Genomic DNA, 18,038 nt, shown 5'->3' with positions numbered 1-18,038 from the left:
GTCGGGGGAAGCGCGGCTATGCCCCGGCCCATGCCCTAGCGCAAGAAAGTGGCGGCGAAAGCGGCCCGTTCGTCGCAGCTCCCATGCATCTGAAAGAGGAGCGTGCGGGCGAGGCCGGCATAGCGGTGGACGAGGGCGTCGCGGTAGGGCGGGTCGGCCATCATCGCGAGGAAATGACGGCGCGAAGGATAGCGCACGATCAGGCACTTGTCCCACGGGTTCGCGGCCGGGTCGCCGATGAAGACCTGGTCGACCGGCCCCTCGAACAGCAGTTCGGCCTGGCTAGTCGCACCCACGGTCACGGTGAAGGCGTGCTGGTAGCGGGCATAGGCCTCGGCGCCAGAGAGGCCGGAGTCCGGATGACCTTCCGGGTAGCGGGCGCGGTCGTGGAACTTGAGCAGGTTCAGCATCACGACGGGACCGTCGGGGCCATGGTCGCGGAGATCCCGGACCTGGTCCGCGGTCGGGTCGATCGCGGGATCGTGGTTGGCGGGCGGAAAGCTCATTTCGTCTCCCTGAACTCCTTGAGGCGGGCAAGCGTCGGGTAGCGCGGATTGTCGACCTCCAGCCGGGCGATGGCGCCTTCCGTGATCGCGGCGAGAAGCGCGGGATCCTCGGGCGAGAGGGAGCCGCTGCGAAGACCCGTGCAGACTGCAGTCACGCCGCCATGGCTGGCAAGTGCTGCGGCTTCCGCCGCATCTGGGTCTGCGGCGAGCTCGCGCCCGACGATGCCGAGCACATTGCCGGCGACCCGCGCGTGAAAGCCGAGCCGGGCCGGAAGCGCGGCTTCGGCCTCCTTCAGGAACAGCCGGACCGCCTCGAGCAGCTGGGGGACGCTCGGATGGCTCACAAGTCGCCCCGGGCAATGGCATGCACGAGATCGGCAGCGACTTCGGAGACGCGCCGGCCGATCGCTGCGCGCTCGATGCTCGGCACGCGCCCCGACACATGGTCATCGGCGAGCTGGAGGCAGCTCATGCCCCATTTGAGATTGCCGAACACCTCCCAGGTCCAGAGTGATTGGGCCTCGACCGTGCCGCCGGCAGCACAATAGGCCGCAACCAGCGCCTCCCGGGTGGCAAAGCCACCGACGGGAAGCCTGGCTCCGAAACGCCAGGCCTGGACGCAGAGCCAACCGAGATCCTCCTCTGGCACTGAGAAATGGGGGAGCTCCCAGTCGAGGACGGCAGCAAGCCCTCGTGTGTCAACGAGGAAGTTGCCGGCGCGGAAATCACCGTGGACAAGGGCGGTCGGCGGCGTCTCGGGCATGCGGGGCCGTAGCCAGGCGAAGGCGAGATCGAAGGCCGGCACATCGACTCCGATTCGCCGGTAGGTCTCGAACATCGTCTCAAGAAGGGCAGCGCCGCTGCCGCCGCCGAGCGGAAGGTCGTCCCAGTGGGATGGCGGTGGCGCATGCAGACGGGCGAGTGCTGCCCCGATCTGGCCGGGGAGTGCAGCGCGTGCGCTCAAAAAGCGATCGTCGCGCAGCCAGCGCGGTGCCAGTGCCTCGCCTTCAACAAAGCCCGTGATCACACAGTCGCCAAGGCCGGTCTCGGGTGCTGGCACGGCGATGACGGGCGGGACGGGAACACCGAGTGCCGCAGCGCGGCGCATCACCTCGGCCTGGACTCGGCGAGTGAGCCCAAGCCCATTGGCAGAGCGCTGGAAGATCACGCGCTCCGGGCCCCTGGGCACAGTCGGTGCGAGGTCAAGGCGCCAGGTCATGCTATTGGCCCCGCCGGAGAGGGGGACGACGGCTGCGATTGCAACCGGCCTCTCGAGCGCATCTGCGAGCAGGGCCTCGAGTGCAGCGCGGCCGGCCTCGCCTGCCGGGTCGTGCGTTGACAGGAGTTCCCTTCCCTCCCCAGGGGCGGACCGTGTCGCCATACCGCTTTCCTAGCCCTGCCGTTTGCTCCTGCAAGCCCCGCCCGGGGGCAAGGCCGTGCTGAGCGTGGTGCTCTCTGGAGTTGAGTCCGTTGGCAAGACACGGCTTGCAGCACGGCTTGCCGAGCGTTTCGGGGGCGTGTGGGTGCCGGAGTTTGGCCGCGCCTATACCGAGGCGCTCGATCGGCCGCTGACCCTTTGCGACCATTACGCGATTGCAGCTGGGCATCGCCAGCGGGCGGAAGACGCGAAAGCCGCGAACCCACCGATCCTGGTTGAGGATACCGACATCGTCATGACGACCGCTTGGGCGACGATGCTTTTCGGTCACCGGGACCCCACCCTTGCCGCGATACCCTCAGCGGCAGACCTGCACTTGCTCCTGCTCCCGGATGTGCCCTTCGTGCCCGACCCGGTGCGGATGTTCGCAGACCCAGATACACGTGCGCGATTTCATGCCCTCATCGAAGCCGAATTCGATGCCAGGGGTATCGGGCCAATGCGGATCGGTGGCGGTTTTGCAGCACGCGAGGCTGCCGCCATTGCCGCAATTGCGGCACGGCTTTGATGACGAGCTTCCTGACCCGCATCAGCTGCTCGCGCGCTCAGGCCGAAGCAGCTCTTGCACTTGAAGATCCGTTTGCGGGCGCCGATCCGCCGCCAGTGCTGGTGGCAAGCGAAACAGAAGAGGGTTGGGAGCTTCGGCTCTACACTGAAGGTGCGCCGTCCGCGGATATGCGCGCCCTGCTAGGCGCGCTTGCGGCTGGCCCGGCGCAGACCGAGGCGTTGCCTGACTGCGACTGGGTGACGCTGTCGCAGGACGGGCTCGCCCCGGTCGAGGCCGGCCGGTTTCGTGTGGCAGCGGATGCGAGGGCAAGCAAGCCAGGCCGGATCGGGCTCGAAATCGGCCCTGGCCTGGCCTTTGGGACCGGCCAGCACGCAACGACCAGAGGGTGCCTCCTCATGCTCGACCGGCTCTGTCGCCACGGGCGGCTGGGCCGCGTGCTCGACCTCGGCACGGGGACTGCAATCCTTGCCATCGCTGCCGCCCGAGGAGACCGGCGGGCGCGCGTGTGGGCAAGCGACATCGACCCAAGGGCCATCCGGGTAGCGCGCGCCAACGCCCGCTCTAACCGAGCGGCTGGCGTGCGCTTTGCAGTCGCCTCTGGCCTTGATATCGCCCAGCTGCGGGCGGCCGCCCCCTTCGATCTCGTGCTGGCGAATATTCTCGCCCCGCCCCTGCTGGCGCTTGCTGGCGCGCTGGCGCAGGCGATTCGGCCGGGCGGACAACTGGTGCTTGCCGGGCTGCTGCAATCGCAGCGCAGGGCCATCGAAGCCGCCTATTGCGGCCAAGGCTTCCGGCTGGTGGCACGAACTGCCGGCGAGTGGCCGGTCCTCCTCCTCGCTCGCCGTGGCGGGCGAGCGAGGGGACCGGCTGCAGCTGTCAGGGCCGCCAGGCGTGGAAATCAGGCAGGCCTGCGCTCGGCAGAGTCAATCTGACTCGACGCTGGCGACGCAGACGCCGCTCGAGACCGGTCGGATCCCACACCCGCAGGTCCGGCTGGTCAGGAATACGAGTCTGTTGCGACATGGACTCACTCCTTTCTCGGCGCGCGATATGGGAGTGAATCCATCATGTTTCATCTCATTCATTTTCATGTTTTCCATGCAGGAGATGCATGCCTAGCTCGCAGCGAGCAAGTCCCGCCATGCCGTCTCGTCGATGACGGCCACGCCTAGCTCTTCTGCCTTGCGGAGCTTCGTGCCGGCATCGCGCCCGGCGACGACGAGGTCGGTCTTTGCGGACACACTGGCAGCAACGCGGGCACCCAGCCGCTCGGCGGCAGCGCGAGCCTCATCACGGCTCATGGTCGCAAGCGTGCCCGTGAAGACGAGGGTCTTGCCAGCGACGGGGGATGCTCGCGCCTCCAGCCGGACCGGCTCAACGCTGATATGGGACAGGAGCGACGCAACTGTCTCCCGGTTGTGCGGTTCGGCCCAGAACTCCCGGAGCGCATTGGCGACTTCCGGCCCCACTCCGGCGACGCCGACGAGCGCAGCGCGTTCAGCGCCAAGGCGCCTCTCATGACGCTCTGGAGTCTCGCCTGCAAGCGGCGGCGGCGCATGGGCGACCAGGCTGTCGAGAAGCCGGGCAAGCGAGGGCCAGTCCCCGCAGGCGCGGGCGAGATCGCGGGCGGTCACTTCGCCGACATGGCGGATGCCGAGCGAAAAGAGGAAGCGGTCGAGGCCGACTCGCCGGCGCTTGTCGATTGCCGCAAGCAGCCGCGCCGTGGATTGCGCGCCCCAGCCAGGGAGCGCGGCAAGCTCCCCTTCGCGCTCGCGAAGGCCGTAGAGGTCAGCAGGGCCTGCGACCAAGCCTTGCTCGGCGAACTGGACAAGGCGCTCACCACCCAATCCCTCGATGTCCATTGCACGACGGGAGACGAAATGCTTGAGGCGCTCGATCCGCTGAGCGGGGCAAGTCAGGCCGCCAGTGCAGCGCCGGACGACCTCTCCCGCCTCCCGCGCTGCCAGGCTGCCGCATTCGGGGCAATGGTCTGGGAAGGTGAATGGCGGGAGGGCCGCATGCTCGGCTGCGGGCGTGCGGTGGCCGAGCAGCTGAGGAATGACGTCGCCAGCACGCTGGACCAGCACCAAATCGCCGACCCGGATATCCTTGCGGGAGATTTCGTCTTCGTTGTGGAGCGTTGCGTTGGTGACGACCACGCCGCCGACCGAGACGGGAGCAAGCCGGGCGACGGGCGTGAGGGCGCCCGTGCGGCCGACTTGGATGTCGATGGCAAGCAGGCGGGTGAGCGCCTGTTCAGGGGGAAACTTGTGGGCGATCGCCCAGCGCGGACTGCGGGCGACAAATCCGAGCCGCTCCTGCCAGTCAAGCTGGTCGACCTTGTAGACAACACCGTCGATGTCGAAGCCGAGGCTCGGCCGCAAGGCAAGAAGATGCGCCCAGTGCTTGAGGGCCTCCTCCTCGCCTTCGACCCGCACAAGCGTATCGGAGACCGGAAAGCCGAGGGCACAGAGTGCCATCATGCTCTCATACTGGGTTTCGGCGAGCGGCTGCGAAAGCTCGCCCCAGCCATGGGCGAGGAAGCGCAGCGGGCGGCTTGCCGTCACGCGCGGGTCAAGCTGGCGGAGCGAGCCTGCCGCGGCATTGCGGGGGTTGGCGAAAACCCTCTCACCGGCGGCCTCCTGGGCGGCATTGAGGGCGGCAAAATCGGCCCAGGTTGAATAGATTTCGCCGCGCACCTCGAGGATGGCTGGCGCGCCTGCGGGGAGCCTCTGAGGGATGTCGGCAATGGTCTTCGCATTCTCCGTGACATCCTCGCCGGTTGCGCCATCGCCGCGGGTTGCTGCGGAGACGAGAGCGCCCCCTTCGTAGCGAAGGGACAAGGAGAGGCCGTCGATCTTGGCTTCGGCGGTGAGCGGCAGGGGGCAATCTGGGGCAAGCGACAGGAAGCGCCGGACGCGCGCGGCAAAGTCCCGGACTTCGCCTTCCGACATGGCGTTATCAAGGCTCAGCATCGGCCGCGCGTGGACGAGCCTCGCAAACCCTTCCGAAGGCGCGGCCCCGACCTGGCGGGTTGGGCTGTCGGCTGCGGCAAGCTCCGGGAAGCGGGCTTCGATCGCTTGCAGACGGGCGAGCATCGCATCATAGCAAGCGTCCGAGACTTCCGGCGCATCCTCTTGATAATAGGCTTGGTTTGCACGCCGGATGGCAGCGGAGAGCCGAGCTGCCTCGGCGGCTGCAGAAGCTCTGTCCAGCGATTCGACGGGCCTGTCTATTCGGCCAGCGGCTCGGTCCATCTCACCGTCCCTAGCAGGGTTTTCTGCACTCCCGGAAGGGCCGCCGGGCTCCAGGGATGATCGCCTGCGACATCGGCCTGGGCGTGGATTCGGCGGCCTTCAAGGTGGATGGCAAGCGCGCCGGAGCGGACGAGGGAGTCCCGGTCGATTGCGCGCCAGCGTGGCTGGCAGCCGGGGGGCAGCCTGTGGCCGATGACGAGATCGGCACGGCTGCACCAGGAAAAGAGGGCAGGATCGGCCGCCTCGTCAGTGACAACGAAGAGGAGCATGACGCCAGGCCGCGCTTCGACGAGGCAGCCAAAGTCGCCGCAGCGGGCACCTGGCCAGGCACTGAGCGGACGGACGGCGGGAGCTGCGGCCGCCTCCGCCCAGGTGCGGGCCGTAAAGCTCTTGCCCGTGCCCCGGCCGAGATGGAGGGTCTGGTCTGATGCGAGAAGGCCGATCTGGCGGGCGTCGTGACTGACGAAGAGGTTGGGCTTTGGCTGGGCGAAATGGATGAGCGGTGCCGCAACGAGGAGCGGAACCCCGAGCCAGCGCAATGGCCCTGCAAGCAGGAAGGCAAGCAGTGCACCGGCGACGGCGAGGCCGAAGGGGAGAGACCCGATGCGGGCGACTTCGACACTGCTTCCGGGAAGTGCGGCAACTTCGGTTGCGATCTGCGCGAGGATGCCGATGCTCCCACCCACCAGCGGCGCTGAGAGGGCAGCGAGCCCCAAGGTGCCGAGCAGCAGGTGGAGGGCAAGGAGCGGCATGACGAGGAGGCTCGTAAGTGGAATGGCTAGCATGTTGGCAGCAACGCCATAGACCCCGGCACGGCCGAAATGGGCAGCAGCAATGGGGGTGAGCACCAGTTCGGCAACGAGGGAGGACAAGAGCATGGCCCCGACCCACTTCGCCGCCCGCAGAAGTCCAGCATCTGCGGCAGGAGCAAGCCAGCGTCGAAAGAAGGCGGAGTTCGTGAAAAGGACCAAGGCGGTGACGGCAGCGAAACTGAGCTGGAAGCTCGCTGAGACCAGCGACTCGGGCCGAAGGAGCAGGATGACGGTGGCAGCAAAGGCAATCAGCCGAAGCGAGAAGGGATCACGACCGAGGCTGAGCGCGAAGAGAACGAGGCTGACAGTCACGCCAGCGCGGATGGCCGGAACCTCGGCGCCGGAGATGGCAACATAGACCCAGGCTGCCGTGATGGCAAAGGCGGCAGTAGGCAGCCGCAGCGAGCGGCTGCGGGCCGCAGGCGTCAAGGCAAGGAGCCGGCGCGCAAAGAGGAAGGCAGCGCCGGCAACGACGCCGATGTGGAACCCAGAGACTGTCAGCAGATGGGCAAGGCCAGCAATTTGCATTGCGCGTCTCAGCTCTTCCGGGATTGCGCCCTGGCGGCCGGTGACCAGCGCTGCAGCGATGGCGCCCTGCTCCTTGCCGAGGCTTTCGGCAAGGAAGCGGTCGATCCGGGTGCGCGTTTTGGTGAGCAGATGCCCCGTGCCCAGGGGCGCCGGTGCGATGAGGCGTGGCGGGCCGGTGGCGCGGCCGCTCGCACTGACGCCTTCAAACCAGGCCCGGCGCGCTGGGTCAAAGCCGCCCGGGAGCGTCGGCCCGCGCCGGGGCTCGAACGCGGCCTCGACTGCGATTTCGGCGCCAGGCGCGAGGAACGGCGGCACCGGGATCGGCAGGGTGACTGCGAGGCGGATCCCGTCGGCGCGGCGCAGGCGAAGCTCGACAGCTGCCCCGCCGCGACGAGGCGTCATCTCCTCGATCACGCCGGCAACTTCCCCGGCTGCGAGGCGATGGTGGAGGACGGGCGCTGCGACCGAGAGGCTGCGAAGCTCGGCAACCACGAGGCCAGTTGCAAACAAGAGGCCCGCACCGACCAGAAGCCTGCGGATTAGACCGCTTGCCACAAGACCGGCAAGCGCAAGGGCGAGGCCGAAGAGAAGCGCCGCCTGCCGCTGCCCAACAAGCGGCAGGAGGAACCAGGCGGCAACCCCGGCCCCAAGCGCAACAGGAATGAAGAGCGGCCATTGCGCCCGCTCGGCCTCGATGAAGGGCAAGACCGACCATGGTCGGGTGGCGATGGCGCTTGGCGCACCCCAAGATTTCTGCGACAGGCGCTCGACAAGGGTTGCCACGCGCACTCCCTCGCGGTTGGCCGACCCACGAGGCTTCATCGGACGGATTTCCCATGGTTGCAAGCGAGGCGCCGCTCTATTCGGACCTACGCCCACCGGTTGTCCGCTTTGCGCCCTCCCCCACTGGCTATCTCCACATCGGCGGGGCGCGGACAGCCCTATTCAACTATCTCTTCGCACGTCACCATGGCGGCACCTTCCTGCTCCGGATCGAGGATACAGACCGGGCGCGCTCGACCAAGGCCGCAATCGACGCCATTCTCGACTCCCTCGCCTGGCTTGACCTGGCGCCAGACCGGCCGGTGGTCTTCCAGTCGGAACGGGCTGGGCGCCATGTCGAAGTGGCAAAGGCGCTCCTGGCGGCCGGACGGGCCTACCGCTGCTATGCAACGCCGGAAGAACTGGAGGCGATGCGCGCGGCCGCTCGCGCCGAGGGCCGGCCGCCCCATTATGACCGGCGCTGGCGCGACCGGACCGACTGGCCAGCCGACCAGCCCTACGCCGTGCGGCTGAAGGCACCGTTGGAAGGCGAGATCACGGTCCATGACCGGGTGCAGGGCCCAGTGACGGTCAGGGCCGAGGAGCTCGACGACTTCATCCTGCTGCGCTCGGACGGAACGCCAACCTACATGCTCTCGGTTGTGGTCGATGACCATGACATGGGAGTGACCCATGTCATCCGCGGGGATGATCATCTCTCCAATACCCATCGCCAGCTCGCACTCATCCGGGCGCTTGGCTGGCCAGAGCCCGTCTATGCCCATGTGCCGATGATCCACGGGCCAGACGGCGCCAAGCTCTCGAAGCGCCACGGCGCCGTGGGGGTAGAAACATGGCGCGACGCAAAAGGCATTCTCCCGGAAGCGCTCGAGAATTATCTGCTGCGGCTGGGCTGGGCGCATGGCGATGCCGAGCTCCTCTCGCGCGCCGAGGCAATTGCGCTCTTTGACCTTGACGGCATCGGCCGCTCGCCAGCCCGGTTCGACATGGCAAAGCTCGAAAGCGTCAACGCCCATTATCTTCGGCAAGCGGACGACAGCCGGCTGGCGACTCTGGTCACCCCCAGGATTGCGTTGGAGCTCGGCCGCGCGCTGACCGCACATGAGCAGGATCTGCTGCTTCGCAGCATGCCCGAGCTCAAACTCCGGGCGAAGGATCTCAATGGGTTGGCGGCCTCGACTGCCTATCTTTTTCAAACGCGGCCCATTTCCATGGACGCAGCCGCAGCAACGTTGCTAGACTTGCCGGCGCGTGAGCTCCTGCGACGGGTGGTGGACTCCTTTGCCAGCCTTGTCGAGTGGGAGCGCTCCGGGCTTGAGGCGGCGGCAAGAGCCGTGGCCGAGGCGTCCGGAGTGGGGCTTGGGAAGGTCGCTGCGCCCATTCGCGCGGCCTTGACTGGAACCACGGTCTCGCCGTCGGTGTTCGGGATCCTCGAGCTCCTCGGGCGCGATGAAAGCCTCGCGCGCCTTGCCGAGGCGTGCGATCGGGAGGAAGGATGAAGTGATGCACAAGGTGGCGGAGGGCGGCATGACACGCATGGCACGGCTGGAACTGCCGCACGGGACCCACGAGCTTCCGGTCCTCTCCGGCTCGATCGGCCCCGATGTGGTTGATATCCGCAAGCTCTATGGCCAGGCTGATGTCTTCACCTATGATCCCGGTTTCACTTCGACTGCGGCTTGCGCCAGCGGCATCACCTACATCGATGGCGATGCCGGAACGCTCCTTTACCGAGGCTATCCGATCGAGCAGCTCGCCGAGCATTCAAGCTTCATGGAAGTCGCCTATCTCCTGACCGAAGGCGAGCTGCCAACAAAGGACGAGCTCGACCGCTTCGTCTATACCATCACCCGCCACACGATGGTGCATGAGCAGCTGATGAACTTCTACCGCGGGTTCCGGCGCGACGCCCACCCGATGGCCATTATGTGTGGCGTGGTCGGTGCACTTTCCGCCTTCTATCATGATTCCACCGACATTGAGGATCCCAAGCAGCGGATGATCGCGAGCCATCGGCTGATCGCCAAAATGCCAACGATTGCCGCTATGGCCTACAAATACTCGGTTGGTCAGCCCTTCATCTATCCGGACAATTCTCTCTCCTATACCGGCAATTTCTTGCGGATGACATTCGCGGTTCCGGCCGAGCCCTATGTTGTCGATCCGGTTATCGAACGTGCGCTCGACCGGATCTTTACGCTCCATGCCGACCATGAGCAGAATGCCTCGACTTCGACTGTCAGGCTTGCCTCCTCTTCGGGTGCCAATCCCTTCGCCTGCGTTGCCGCCGGAATCGCCTGCCTGTGGGGCCCGGCCCATGGGGGCGCGAACGAGGCTGCGCTCAACATGTTGCGCGCAATCGGCCGGCCAGAGCGAATCCCGCAGTTCATCGCCCGCGCGAAGGACAAGGACGATCCGTTCCGGCTGATGGGCTTCGGTCATCGGGTGTATAAGAACTATGATCCCCGGGCGAAGGTGATGATGGAGACTGCCAAGGAAGTGCTTGACAAGCTGAACGTGCAGGACCCTATTTTTGACGTGGCGCGTGAGCTTGAGCGCATCGCCCTTTCAGATGAATATTTCATCGAAAAGAAGCTTTACCCGAATGTAGACTTCTACTCTGGCATTATCCTCTCTGCGATCGGTTTTCCGACCTCGATGTTCACGGCCCTGTTCGCGCTGGCCCGCACCGTTGGCTGGGTGGCGCAGTGGAACGAGATGATCGGCGATCCCGAGCAGAAGATCGGCCGGCCGCGCCAGCTCTACATTGGCTCGCCGCGCCGGGACTATGTGCCGATCGAGGCACGCTGAGGGGCTTCCCGGACGCGTGCCGACATCCTAGGTTGGTGGCATGATCGCACTTTCTCCCCGTGCTGCCCTTCGCGTGCGGCAGATTGCCGAGAAGCAGGGCAAGAGACCTCTCCTGCGGCTTTCGGTCGAAGGCGGAGGTTGCGCTGGCTTCCAGTATCGCTTCGGCCTGGCCGAGGACCGGGCTGCGGACGATTTCGTGGCCGAGACCGATGGTGTGGCCCTGGTGATCGACCCCGACTCGCTCCCCTTTATCGAGGGGAGTCTCATCGATTATGTCGAGTCACTGGGAGGGGCTGCCTTCCAGGTCAAGAACCCGAACGCCGCTTCCTCCTGCGGTTGTGGCACCAGCTTCTCCGTGTGAGGCTTGCAAGCTTCAATATCAACGGGATTGCCGCGCGCCTGCCCCGCCTCCTCGAATGGCTGGAGGAAGCGAAGCCCGATGTCGTGGGCTTACAGGAGATCAAGTGCGAGGATGCGCGCTTTCCGCGGGCCGTCTTCGAGGACCGCGGCTGGCAAGTCGAAACCCATGGCCAGAAGGGGTTCAATGGCGTCGCGCTCCTGTCGCGGTTGCCGCTTTTCGACGTGGTCCGCGGGCTTCCGGGCGACCCGACGGATGCGGAGGCGCGTTGCATCGAGGCGACCGTTGGCGGCATCCGGCTCGCCTGCCTCTATCTTCCCAATGGCAATCCCCTGCCCGGCCCCAAGTTCACCTACAAGCTTTCGTGGATGGAGCGACTGGAGGCGCGGGCGCGCGCGTTGCTTGCAACCGAAGCGCCAGTGGTGCTGGCAGGGGACTGGAATGTCTGCCCAACGGACGCTGATGTCGCCCGGCCCGACCTGATGGCCGACGATGCCCTGTGCCAGCCCGAGTCGCGCGCGGCCTTCCGGCGGATTTTGGCCCAGGGCTGGACGGAGGCAATCCGCACCCGCTTCCCCGACGCGACGCTTTACACCTTCTGGGACTATCAGGGCGGTGCCTGGGCGAAGAACTGGGGCTTGCGCATCGATCACCTGCTGCTCTCGCCCGCGGCGGCCGACCGGATGGTGGAGGCTGGCATCGACCGCGAGGTCCGCGCCCTCGAGAAGGCGTCCGACCATGTCCCGGTGTGGGTGGAGCTATAGGTTGCGCTCGTAAATCCTGTAGGTGCGGGTGATCTCGGCATCGATGGCTTTGGCGATCGAGCGCATGGGCTCATTGTCCTCGAGAATCCAGCCGATCTCACCGCGGTGGGCGCCATAGCGCGCAACGGACGCGCGGCGCGTGTATTCGATCATCATGAAGGCAAGCAGCGACGCCATGCGGGTGCCCTGGAGATGCTTCCGGACCCCCATGAGCGGCACCCGCATGCGCCTGACCTTCGGTCTGCGCAGCCGCCAGAGAAGCTTTGCCCAGCCGAAGGGAAAGAGCCGGCCATCAAGGTCACGCGTGAGCTCATTCACATCGGGCAGAGTAAGCATGAAGGCAACGGGTTCGCCCTCCACTTCGGCGATACGGATGAGATCAGGGAACATGACCGGCCGGAGCTTCTTCGCGGCATGGGCGATCTCGGCATCGGTCAGCGGCACGAAGCCCCAATTGTCGGACCAGGCCTCGTTCAAGATCCCGAGCACGAGCCTCGCTTCGGAGTCGAAGCGGCGGGCATCCGCCTCGCGCACCCGGATCTTCGGATTGCGCTCGCCGGCAGCGATGATACGCTGGATGAGCTCGGGGAAGGGTTTTGCAATATCAAGCTCCCAAGCGTGGAGGTCCTTCACTTTGGCATAGCCAGCAGACGTGAGCATATTCTCGTAGGAGGGGCGATGATGGCCCATCATGACGGCCGGCGGGCGGTCAAAGCCGGCAACGAGGAGACCGGGTTCGTCCCAGATGGAAAGGCTCATTGGCCCCTGGGCGCGCACCATGCCGCGGGTCCGGAGCCAGTCTTCTGCAGCCTTGATGAGCGCGAGGCCGACCTCTTGGTCGTCATCGGCGACTTCGAACAGGCCCCAGAGCCCGAGCCCGGGCCGGCGCGCGAGCACGAGCTGATCGATGTGGGCAGCAATGCGGCCGACGACCCGTCCCTGCCGGCGGGCCAGGAAGCACTGGACTTCGGCATGGCCGAAATAGGGATTGGTGCGAGCGCCCGAGATGAGGGCGAGCGCATCGCGCCGGAGCGGTGGCACCCAGTGCGGATCTCTTGCGTAGACGCGCCACAGAAGGTCGACGAAGGCGGCAAGGTCGGCGCGGCCTGCCGCCGGCGCAATCAACACGTCCACTGCAGTCAGGCGGCGTCGGCGGTCAGAGAGTCATCATTCGCAGGTGCTGCAGGTGACGTGCGCCGGCGCGGATGGCCCTTCGCGACACCTCCGGACAGCGCTGCGACCCACGGATAGCGCGCAGCGACATCTTCGGTATAGCCCAGGTTGAACACAGTTGGAGACTTGGCGGGCCGATCCTGCCGTTCATAGAGGGTGCCAAACAGCCGGTCAGGCCAGAAGCTCACGATTCCGAAATTGCCGGTCTCATCATGGAAGTGATGCGCCATGTGCCGGCGCTTCATCTCGGCAAGCCAGGGGTGGCGGGGCTTGTAGGAGAGGTGCTGGATGCAGTGGGCGAACTCGTAGAAGCAGGTGATGAAGAGACCGGCAGCAAAGGCGACCAGCGCGCCGCCGGCGCTGCCGATGAGATAGCCAAGCGGTGCTGTCGCGAGCGCGATCGTCGGCAGCGTGGTGTGGAGAGCGCCGAACAGCACTTCGAGATGATTGGGATCCTGGTGGTGATCATAGTGGATCCGCTTCCAGGTCTTCGCCAGCTGGGGGATGCGGAGCATCCAGCTTCCATGCAGGATGAACCGGTGGATGAGATACCAGGCGAGCGGGTAGATGAGGACGGCCGCCAGCGCTGCTGCCACCGCTTCGCCAAGCGTCGGCGGCACCAGGGTTGCCGCTCCAAGCGCCGCAGCGGCGAGAAGCAGATAGGCCTGGATTGCATAATATTGGAAATAGGCGACAACCAGCTCGCGGAAGCTCATGCGGTCTAGATAGTGGGCGCGGCTCCAGATCCCCGGGCGCCGCAGGACGGGCTTGGTCACGACACTGCTCCTCATTTTGCCCCCACGCTATCGCTGCAATGCGGCAGAAATCGGGTTATTCCTCGGTCCGGAATAGCACACTCTCGCCGATGAGCAGGAAGAGGAGAAAAGGCGCCCAGGCGGCAGCGACAGGCGGGAGATTGCCGAAATCGGCCATGGCCATGGCGAAATTGTCCGCGACGAAATAGAGGAAGCCGAGCGCAAGCCCGATGACGGCGCGCAAGAAGAGCTTGCCGGAGCGCGCCAGCCCGAAGGCGGCAACAGCACCCAGCAGCGGCATGAGCGCTGCCGACAGGGGGCCGGAGACCTTGTGATGGAGTTCGGCGCGCAGGCGATCCGTTGGCTTGCCAGCAGCATCAAGCGCCCGGATGGCGGGAAGCAAGTGCCAGAAGGGGGTGTGCTTGGGGTTGATGTTGACGGTGGTGAACTGGTCAGGCGTGGCGGCAAGTGGCAGGTCAAGGGTTGCGAACGGGGTTTCGGTTGCTGTTGCAACATCGAATCTCCTGCCATCGCGGAGACGCCAGCCGCCAGGGACAGGATCGGCAGCCTCAGCCTCGATCCGGGCGACAAGCCGGTCGACCTCTCGGTCGAAGACAGTCACATCCCGGATCCGGATGGACGCGCCACTTCCCTCAACCCGGCCGGCGCGCAGGAGATCAGAGCCGCTGCGCACCCAGATGTCGCCTGCTGCTCGGCCATTGTGTGCAACTGGACGATATTCAGCGGCCTTCCAGGGATCGAAACGGGCCTGGGCGTGGGTTAGCACCAATTCGTTGAAGGCGAAGCTCAAGCCCGTGACGAGGAGACCGGCAAGCACCAGTGGCGCGAGGATCTGGTGTGCCGACAGACCCGATGCCTTCAGAATGACCACCTCGCTGTTCTGGTTCAAGGTGATGAAGGTAAGGAGAGTGGCGAGCAGCACTGAAAAGGGCAGGAACAGGGCGATGAGCTGGGGCACGCGCAGGCGGACATAGCGCCAGAGCTCAGCCTCGCCATTGCCTTCGACTGCGAGGATCCGGCTCGACTCCCCCAGGAGATCGAGTGTCTGGAGGATGACGACGAGGCCGGCGAGGAAGGCGAGCGTGCGGATGAGGAACATGCGCGCCGTGTAGCGGGCAAGCGTCGGCGACGGGAAAAGCCGCGATGGCGGGAGCTGGCTGGCCGTGAGCGATGCCATCAGCCAGCCGGAACCGGGACATCATCAAGGAGGCGGCGGCGCTTGCCCATAAGGCCTCCCAGCCATTTGGCAAAGTTAGCAAACCAGCGGTCGAGCGCGCCGATCGGCTGGCCGCCGGGCCGGTGGGCGAGCACATGATAGACCCAAAGACAAAGGCCCGTGAACAAAGCGAAGGGGACCCACTGGGCAAGCAGGGGATCAACCCGGCCGATTCCCGCCATCCGTTCGCCATATTCCGTGAACTTGTGGTAGCTGACCAGGATGACGACGGAGAGGAAGACTCCGAGCGCCGACGTGCTGCGCTTGGGCGGCACGGCAAGCGCAACGGCAAGGAACGGCAGGACGAAGAGCACCACGCACTGAATGAGGCGGCGGTGGAGCGTGGCGGCAGCCTGCTGGCGCGACCCAGCTGGCGCAGCCGGATCGCTCGCGGTTTGCACGAGCTCGGGGATGGAGAGCTCCAGGCTGCCATCGCCGCGGGCGCGGAACTGAGTCATCGGCGGCAGGTTGATGGGAAGGTCATGCTGGGCAAAGGCGAGGAGCCGCGGCGGCTGGTCGCCGCCTGGCTCGTGGACGAGGGTGCCATTTCGCAGGCGCAGCAGGATGATGTCAGGATCGTCTGAGCGGAGGAACTGACCCGTCGCAGCCGTCGCGGCCAGCGACTGGCCCTGCGCGTTGGTTGTGCGCAAGAAAATGCCCTTCAAGTTGCGCCCGCCGTCCTGGCTTTCTTCAACGCGAAGAGTGACCGACTTGCCAAAGGTCGCGAACTCGCCAACGCGGATGCTGGCGCCGAGCGCACCACTGCGGAGCTCATAGCGGAGCTCCTCGTAATTATAGCGGGCGAGCGGCTGGAGGAATCCGACAATGCCGAAGTTGATGACAGCGAAGACGCCGGCGATGAGGAAGGGAACCCGGAGCATCCGGCCATAGGAGAGGCCGACTGCGCGCATCGCATCGAGTTCGGAGGAAAGCGCCAGCCGGCGGAAGGCAAGCAGGATCCCGAGCATGACCCCGATCGGGATGCCAAGACCAAGATATTCGGGAACGAGATTGCCGAGCATGCGCCAGACCACCGAGACTGGGCCGCCTTCGTTGATGACGAAGTTGAAAAGATTGAGCATCTTCTCAAGGAGGAGAAGCATTGCAGCAAGGATGAGCGTGCCAAACAGCGGTGCCAAGATAAGCCGCAGGAGGTAGCGGTCGAAGACGAGGATCGGCGACACAGAGCCTCCCCTAGCAGCCGGCTGTCAGGGTCGAAAGGCCGAGTCGGGCCGGGTCTGCCCGTGCGGCAATCGCTGCAAATTCGGATGGGGACAGGGTCTCAGCGCGACGCGTGGGATCAATCCCGGCCTGCTCAACGGCGTCGAGCACGACCTTCAAGGACTGGCGCAACATCTTGCGCCGCTGGCCGAAGGCAAGGGCGGTGACGGCCTCCAGCCGAGCAAGCGGCACTGCAAGGGGTGGCGGCGCGGGCAGAAGCTGGACGACGGCGCTGTCAACGGCGGGCGAAGGCGTGAAGGCGCGGGGCGGAAGCTGCATCCGGATGCGCGCGCGCGCGCGGAAGCCAGCGAGCACCGACAGACGGCCGTAGGCCCTGGACCCGGGTGCGGCGACAATCCGCTCGGCCACTTCGCGCTGGAACATGAGCGTTGCCGAGCGCCACCAGGGCGGCCAGGGCTCGGCAGCGAGCCAGCGCGCAACGAGCGGCGTTGCAATATTGTAGGGGAGGTTGGCAGCAATATGGGCGCCAGTGCCAGCAATTGCAGCCTCATCGACGGCAAGGGCGTCAGCTTCGAGCAGAGAAAGCCTGCCATCGGCGACAGCGAGCAGCGGCGCGAGCGCAGCGACTGCCCGGCGATCACACTCAACAGCGACCACCCTAGCGCCCGCCTTAAGCAGGGCGCGCGTGAGCCCGCCAGGCCCAGGGCCGACTTCATAGACGGTCTCACCGGGCAACAGCGGCACGAGGGCCGCAATGCGGTCGAGAAGGTTGCGATCGAGAAGGAAATTCTGCCCGAGCGCCTTCTCGGCGCGAAGACCCGCAGCCGCAATCGCCTCGCGCAAGGGCGGCAGGGCGGCAATCCGCTCTGCGAGCGCAGCAAGGCCCGGCGGCGCAGCGACCGTCACGCCGCCGAGGCACGCAACCGGGCGCATTGCCCGGCTAGGCGAATGGCAGCGATCATCGCCCGCGGCGAGGCAAGATCCTTGCCTGCAATCGCAAAGGCCGTGCCATGGTCGGGCGCCGTGCGCAGGATCGGAAGCCCAAGCGTCATGTTCACGCCCTCGTCGAAATAGAGGGTCTTGAGCGGGATGAGCGCCTGGTCATGGTACATGCAGATGACGGCATCGTAGCGCGGCCGGGCAGCGGCGTGGAACAGCGAGTCCGGTGCGTGGGGGCCGGTCACATCAAGGCCTTCGCTCTGCAGCTGGACAATTGCGGGGCCGATAATCCGGGCTTCCTCGCTGCCCATGGCGCCACCCTCGCTTGCGTGGGGGTTGAGCCCGGCAATGGCGAGGCGGGGCGTTGCAATGCCAAAATCGCGCACAAGGCCCCGTGCCGTGGTGCGAGCGCGAGCGAGGATGAGATCGGTGGTGAGCGCTTGCGGGACCTCGGCGAGCGGGATGTGGATCGTCACCGGCACTGTGCGCAGATCCGGCCCGACCATCATCATGGCAACATTGCTGGCAGCAACTCCGCAGCGCTCGGCGATGAACTCGGTCTGGCCGGGATGCTGGAAGCCGATGGCATAGAGCTGGCTTTTGGCGACAGGGGCAGTGACCAGGCCCGAGGCGATCCCGGCGCGGGCAAGGCCGACGGCGAGTTCGAGCGAATCAAGCGCACAGCGGGCACCGGCGAGGTTGGGTCGCCCCGGCTCGATTTCGCCCGGGTCATCGACCTGGAGCAGCGGCAGTGCCGCATCGAACAGGCCAAGCGCATCCTGCGGACGCGTAAGGGTTGCAACCGGAACCGATGAGACGGCCTCGAGCGAGCGCCGGTCCCCAATGGCGAAGAAGGGGTCGAGCCCGAGCGCCTCGCGCATGGCCCAAGCCTTGGCGATGACTTCGGGCCCGATCCCGGCCGGATCGCCCAGGGCAACGGCAAGTGGCGGCAGCTTAGTCCGCGCGTCGGCCTCTTCGGGCACCAAG

17 protein-coding genes are annotated in these 18,038 nt (G+C 66.1%); 6 read left to right on the top strand and 11 right to left on the bottom strand.

Annotated features, from left to right (window positions below; genetic code table 11):
- Nucleotides 1–35 precede the first annotated feature (35 nt).
- The 3 genes from ACWIQA_RS06905 to ACWIQA_RS06895 are packed head-to-tail and all read right to left on the bottom strand — an operon-like array spanning nucleotide 36 to nucleotide 1,887.
- The gene (locus ACWIQA_RS06905) at nucleotides 36–506 is read right to left on the bottom strand and encodes a DUF1330 domain-containing protein (protein ID WP_448582331.1); all 471 of its coding nucleotides are present in this window, start codon (nucleotides 504–506) and stop codon (nucleotides 36–38) included.
- Nucleotides 503–850, bottom strand: a complete 348-nt coding sequence (locus tag ACWIQA_RS06900; RefSeq protein ID WP_448582330.1) for a DUF6285 domain-containing protein — start codon at nucleotides 848–850, stop codon at nucleotides 503–505. Before ACWIQA_RS06900 ends, ACWIQA_RS06905 begins: the two co-directional genes overlap by 4 nt.
- A complete protein-coding gene (locus tag ACWIQA_RS06895) occupies nucleotides 847–1,887 on the bottom strand; it encodes a phosphotransferase family protein (RefSeq protein ID WP_448582329.1) in 1,041 nt (346 codons plus the stop codon). The genes ACWIQA_RS06900 and ACWIQA_RS06895 overlap by 4 nt, the downstream gene beginning before the upstream one ends.
- A 55-nt stretch (nucleotides 1,888–1,942) precedes the next feature.
- Here ACWIQA_RS06895 and ACWIQA_RS06890 point away from each other — a divergent pair, with 55 nt between their 5' ends.
- Nucleotides 1,943–2,452: an AAA family ATPase gene (locus ACWIQA_RS06890; protein WP_448582328.1), complete on the top strand. Its 510-nt coding sequence runs from the start codon at nucleotides 1,943–1,945 to the stop codon at nucleotides 2,450–2,452.
- Nucleotides 2,452–3,384, top strand: a complete 933-nt coding sequence (locus ACWIQA_RS06885; RefSeq protein ID WP_448582327.1) for a 50S ribosomal protein L11 methyltransferase — start codon at nucleotides 2,452–2,454, stop codon at nucleotides 3,382–3,384. Before ACWIQA_RS06890 ends, ACWIQA_RS06885 begins: the two co-directional genes overlap by 1 nt.
- Before the next feature lie 183 nt (nucleotides 3,385–3,567).
- Here ACWIQA_RS06885 and ligA read toward each other — a convergent pair whose 3' ends face one another.
- Both ligA and ACWIQA_RS06875 read right to left on the bottom strand, forming a co-directional pair.
- A complete protein-coding gene (gene ligA / locus ACWIQA_RS06880; protein WP_448582326.1) occupies nucleotides 3,568–5,709 on the bottom strand; it encodes an NAD-dependent DNA ligase LigA in 2,142 nt (713 codons plus the stop codon).
- Complete coding sequence (locus tag ACWIQA_RS06875) at nucleotides 5,685–7,832, bottom strand: ComEC/Rec2 family competence protein (RefSeq protein ID WP_448582325.1); 2,148 nt, start codon at nucleotides 7,830–7,832, stop codon at nucleotides 5,685–5,687. Before ACWIQA_RS06875 ends, ligA begins: the two co-directional genes overlap by 25 nt.
- Nucleotides 7,833–7,885: 53 nt before the next feature.
- Between ACWIQA_RS06875 and gltX the strand changes: the two genes are divergently transcribed.
- From gltX to ACWIQA_RS06855, 4 genes are read left to right on the top strand one after another with little or no spacing between them, the layout of a single operon-like run.
- Nucleotides 7,886–9,331, top strand: a complete 1,446-nt coding sequence (gltX, locus tag ACWIQA_RS06870; protein WP_448582324.1) for a glutamate--tRNA ligase — start codon at nucleotides 7,886–7,888, stop codon at nucleotides 9,329–9,331.
- Nucleotides 9,332–9,359: 28 nt separating this feature from the next.
- On the top strand, nucleotides 9,360–10,643 hold the full coding sequence (locus ACWIQA_RS06865; protein ID WP_448582345.1) for a citrate synthase: 1,284 nt from the start codon (nucleotides 9,360–9,362) through the stop codon (nucleotides 10,641–10,643).
- Between the two features lie 40 nt (nucleotides 10,644–10,683).
- Nucleotides 10,684–11,004, top strand: coding sequence for a HesB/IscA family protein (locus ACWIQA_RS06860; protein WP_448582323.1), 321 nt, complete (start codon nucleotides 10,684–10,686; stop codon nucleotides 11,002–11,004).
- A complete protein-coding gene (locus tag ACWIQA_RS06855; RefSeq protein WP_448582344.1) occupies nucleotides 11,001–11,765 on the top strand; it encodes an exodeoxyribonuclease III in 765 nt (254 codons plus the stop codon). Before ACWIQA_RS06860 ends, ACWIQA_RS06855 begins: the two co-directional genes overlap by 4 nt.
- On the opposite strand, the gene ACWIQA_RS06850 is transcribed toward ACWIQA_RS06855, so the two are convergent.
- The 6 genes from ACWIQA_RS06850 to pdxA all read right to left on the bottom strand — a co-directional run bounded on the left by ACWIQA_RS06850 (nucleotide 11,760) and on the right by pdxA (nucleotide 18,004).
- On the bottom strand, nucleotides 11,760–12,899 hold the full coding sequence (locus ACWIQA_RS06850; RefSeq protein ID WP_448582322.1) for an N-acetyltransferase: 1,140 nt from the start codon (nucleotides 12,897–12,899) through the stop codon (nucleotides 11,760–11,762). The genes ACWIQA_RS06855 and ACWIQA_RS06850 overlap by 6 nt on opposite strands.
- A 5-nt stretch (nucleotides 12,900–12,904) precedes the next feature.
- Entirely contained in the window at nucleotides 12,905–13,654 is a 750-nt protein-coding gene (locus ACWIQA_RS06845) for a sterol desaturase family protein (RefSeq protein WP_448582343.1), read from the bottom strand.
- Nucleotides 13,655–13,769: 115 nt separating this feature from the next.
- Nucleotides 13,770–14,891: an LPS export ABC transporter permease LptG gene (gene lptG / locus ACWIQA_RS06840; protein WP_448582321.1), complete on the bottom strand. Its 1,122-nt coding sequence runs from the start codon at nucleotides 14,889–14,891 to the stop codon at nucleotides 13,770–13,772.
- Nucleotides 14,891–16,114 (bottom strand): LptF/LptG family permease, encoded by a 1,224-nt coding sequence (locus ACWIQA_RS06835; RefSeq protein ID WP_448582320.1) that lies wholly within the window; start codon nucleotides 16,112–16,114, stop codon nucleotides 14,891–14,893. The genes lptG and ACWIQA_RS06835 overlap by 1 nt, the downstream gene beginning before the upstream one ends.
- 10 nt (nucleotides 16,115–16,124) lie before the next feature.
- Complete coding sequence (rsmA, locus tag ACWIQA_RS06830) at nucleotides 16,125–17,018, bottom strand: 16S rRNA (adenine(1518)-N(6)/adenine(1519)-N(6))-dimethyltransferase RsmA (protein ID WP_448582319.1); 894 nt, start codon at nucleotides 17,016–17,018, stop codon at nucleotides 16,125–16,127.
- Nucleotides 17,015–18,004 carry a 4-hydroxythreonine-4-phosphate dehydrogenase PdxA gene (gene pdxA, locus ACWIQA_RS06825; RefSeq protein WP_448582342.1) on the bottom strand — a complete coding sequence of 330 codons (990 nt, stop codon included), beginning with the start codon at nucleotides 18,002–18,004 and terminating at the stop codon, nucleotides 17,015–17,017. Before pdxA ends, rsmA begins: the two co-directional genes overlap by 4 nt.
- Nucleotides 18,005–18,038 lie beyond the last annotated feature (34 nt).

Source organism: Thermaurantiacus sp. (assembly GCF_053487655.1).
The sequence above is the reverse complement of the archived record's forward strand: the minus strand, read 5'-3'. Positions and strand labels throughout refer to the sequence as shown.

Bases quoted from the DNA above. Each gene is read 5' to 3' on its own strand.
- ACWIQA_RS06905 (WP_448582331.1), bottom strand. From the start codon at position 506: ATGAGCTTTCCGCCCGCCAACCACGATCCCGCGATCGACCCGACCGCG.
- ACWIQA_RS06895 (WP_448582329.1), bottom strand. From the start codon at position 1,887: ATGGCGACACGGTCCGCCCCTGGGGAGGGAAGGGAACTCCTGTCAACG.
- ACWIQA_RS06885 (WP_448582327.1), top strand. From the start codon at position 2,452: ATGACGAGCTTCCTGACCCGCATCAGCTGCTCGCGCGCTCAGGCCGAA.
- ligA (WP_448582326.1), bottom strand. From the start codon at position 5,709: ATGGACCGAGCCGCTGGCCGAATAGACAGGCCCGTCGAATCGCTGGAC.
- gltX (WP_448582324.1), top strand. From the start codon at position 7,886: ATGGTTGCAAGCGAGGCGCCGCTCTATTCGGACCTACGCCCACCGGTT.
- ACWIQA_RS06865 (WP_448582345.1), top strand. From the start codon at position 9,360: ATGACACGCATGGCACGGCTGGAACTGCCGCACGGGACCCACGAGCTT.
- ACWIQA_RS06860 (WP_448582323.1), top strand. From the start codon at position 10,684: ATGATCGCACTTTCTCCCCGTGCTGCCCTTCGCGTGCGGCAGATTGCC.
- ACWIQA_RS06845 (WP_448582343.1), bottom strand. From the start codon at position 13,654: ATGAGCTTCCGCGAGCTGGTTGTCGCCTATTTCCAATATTATGCAATC.
- lptG (WP_448582321.1), bottom strand. From the start codon at position 14,891: ATGGCATCGCTCACGGCCAGCCAGCTCCCGCCATCGCGGCTTTTCCCG.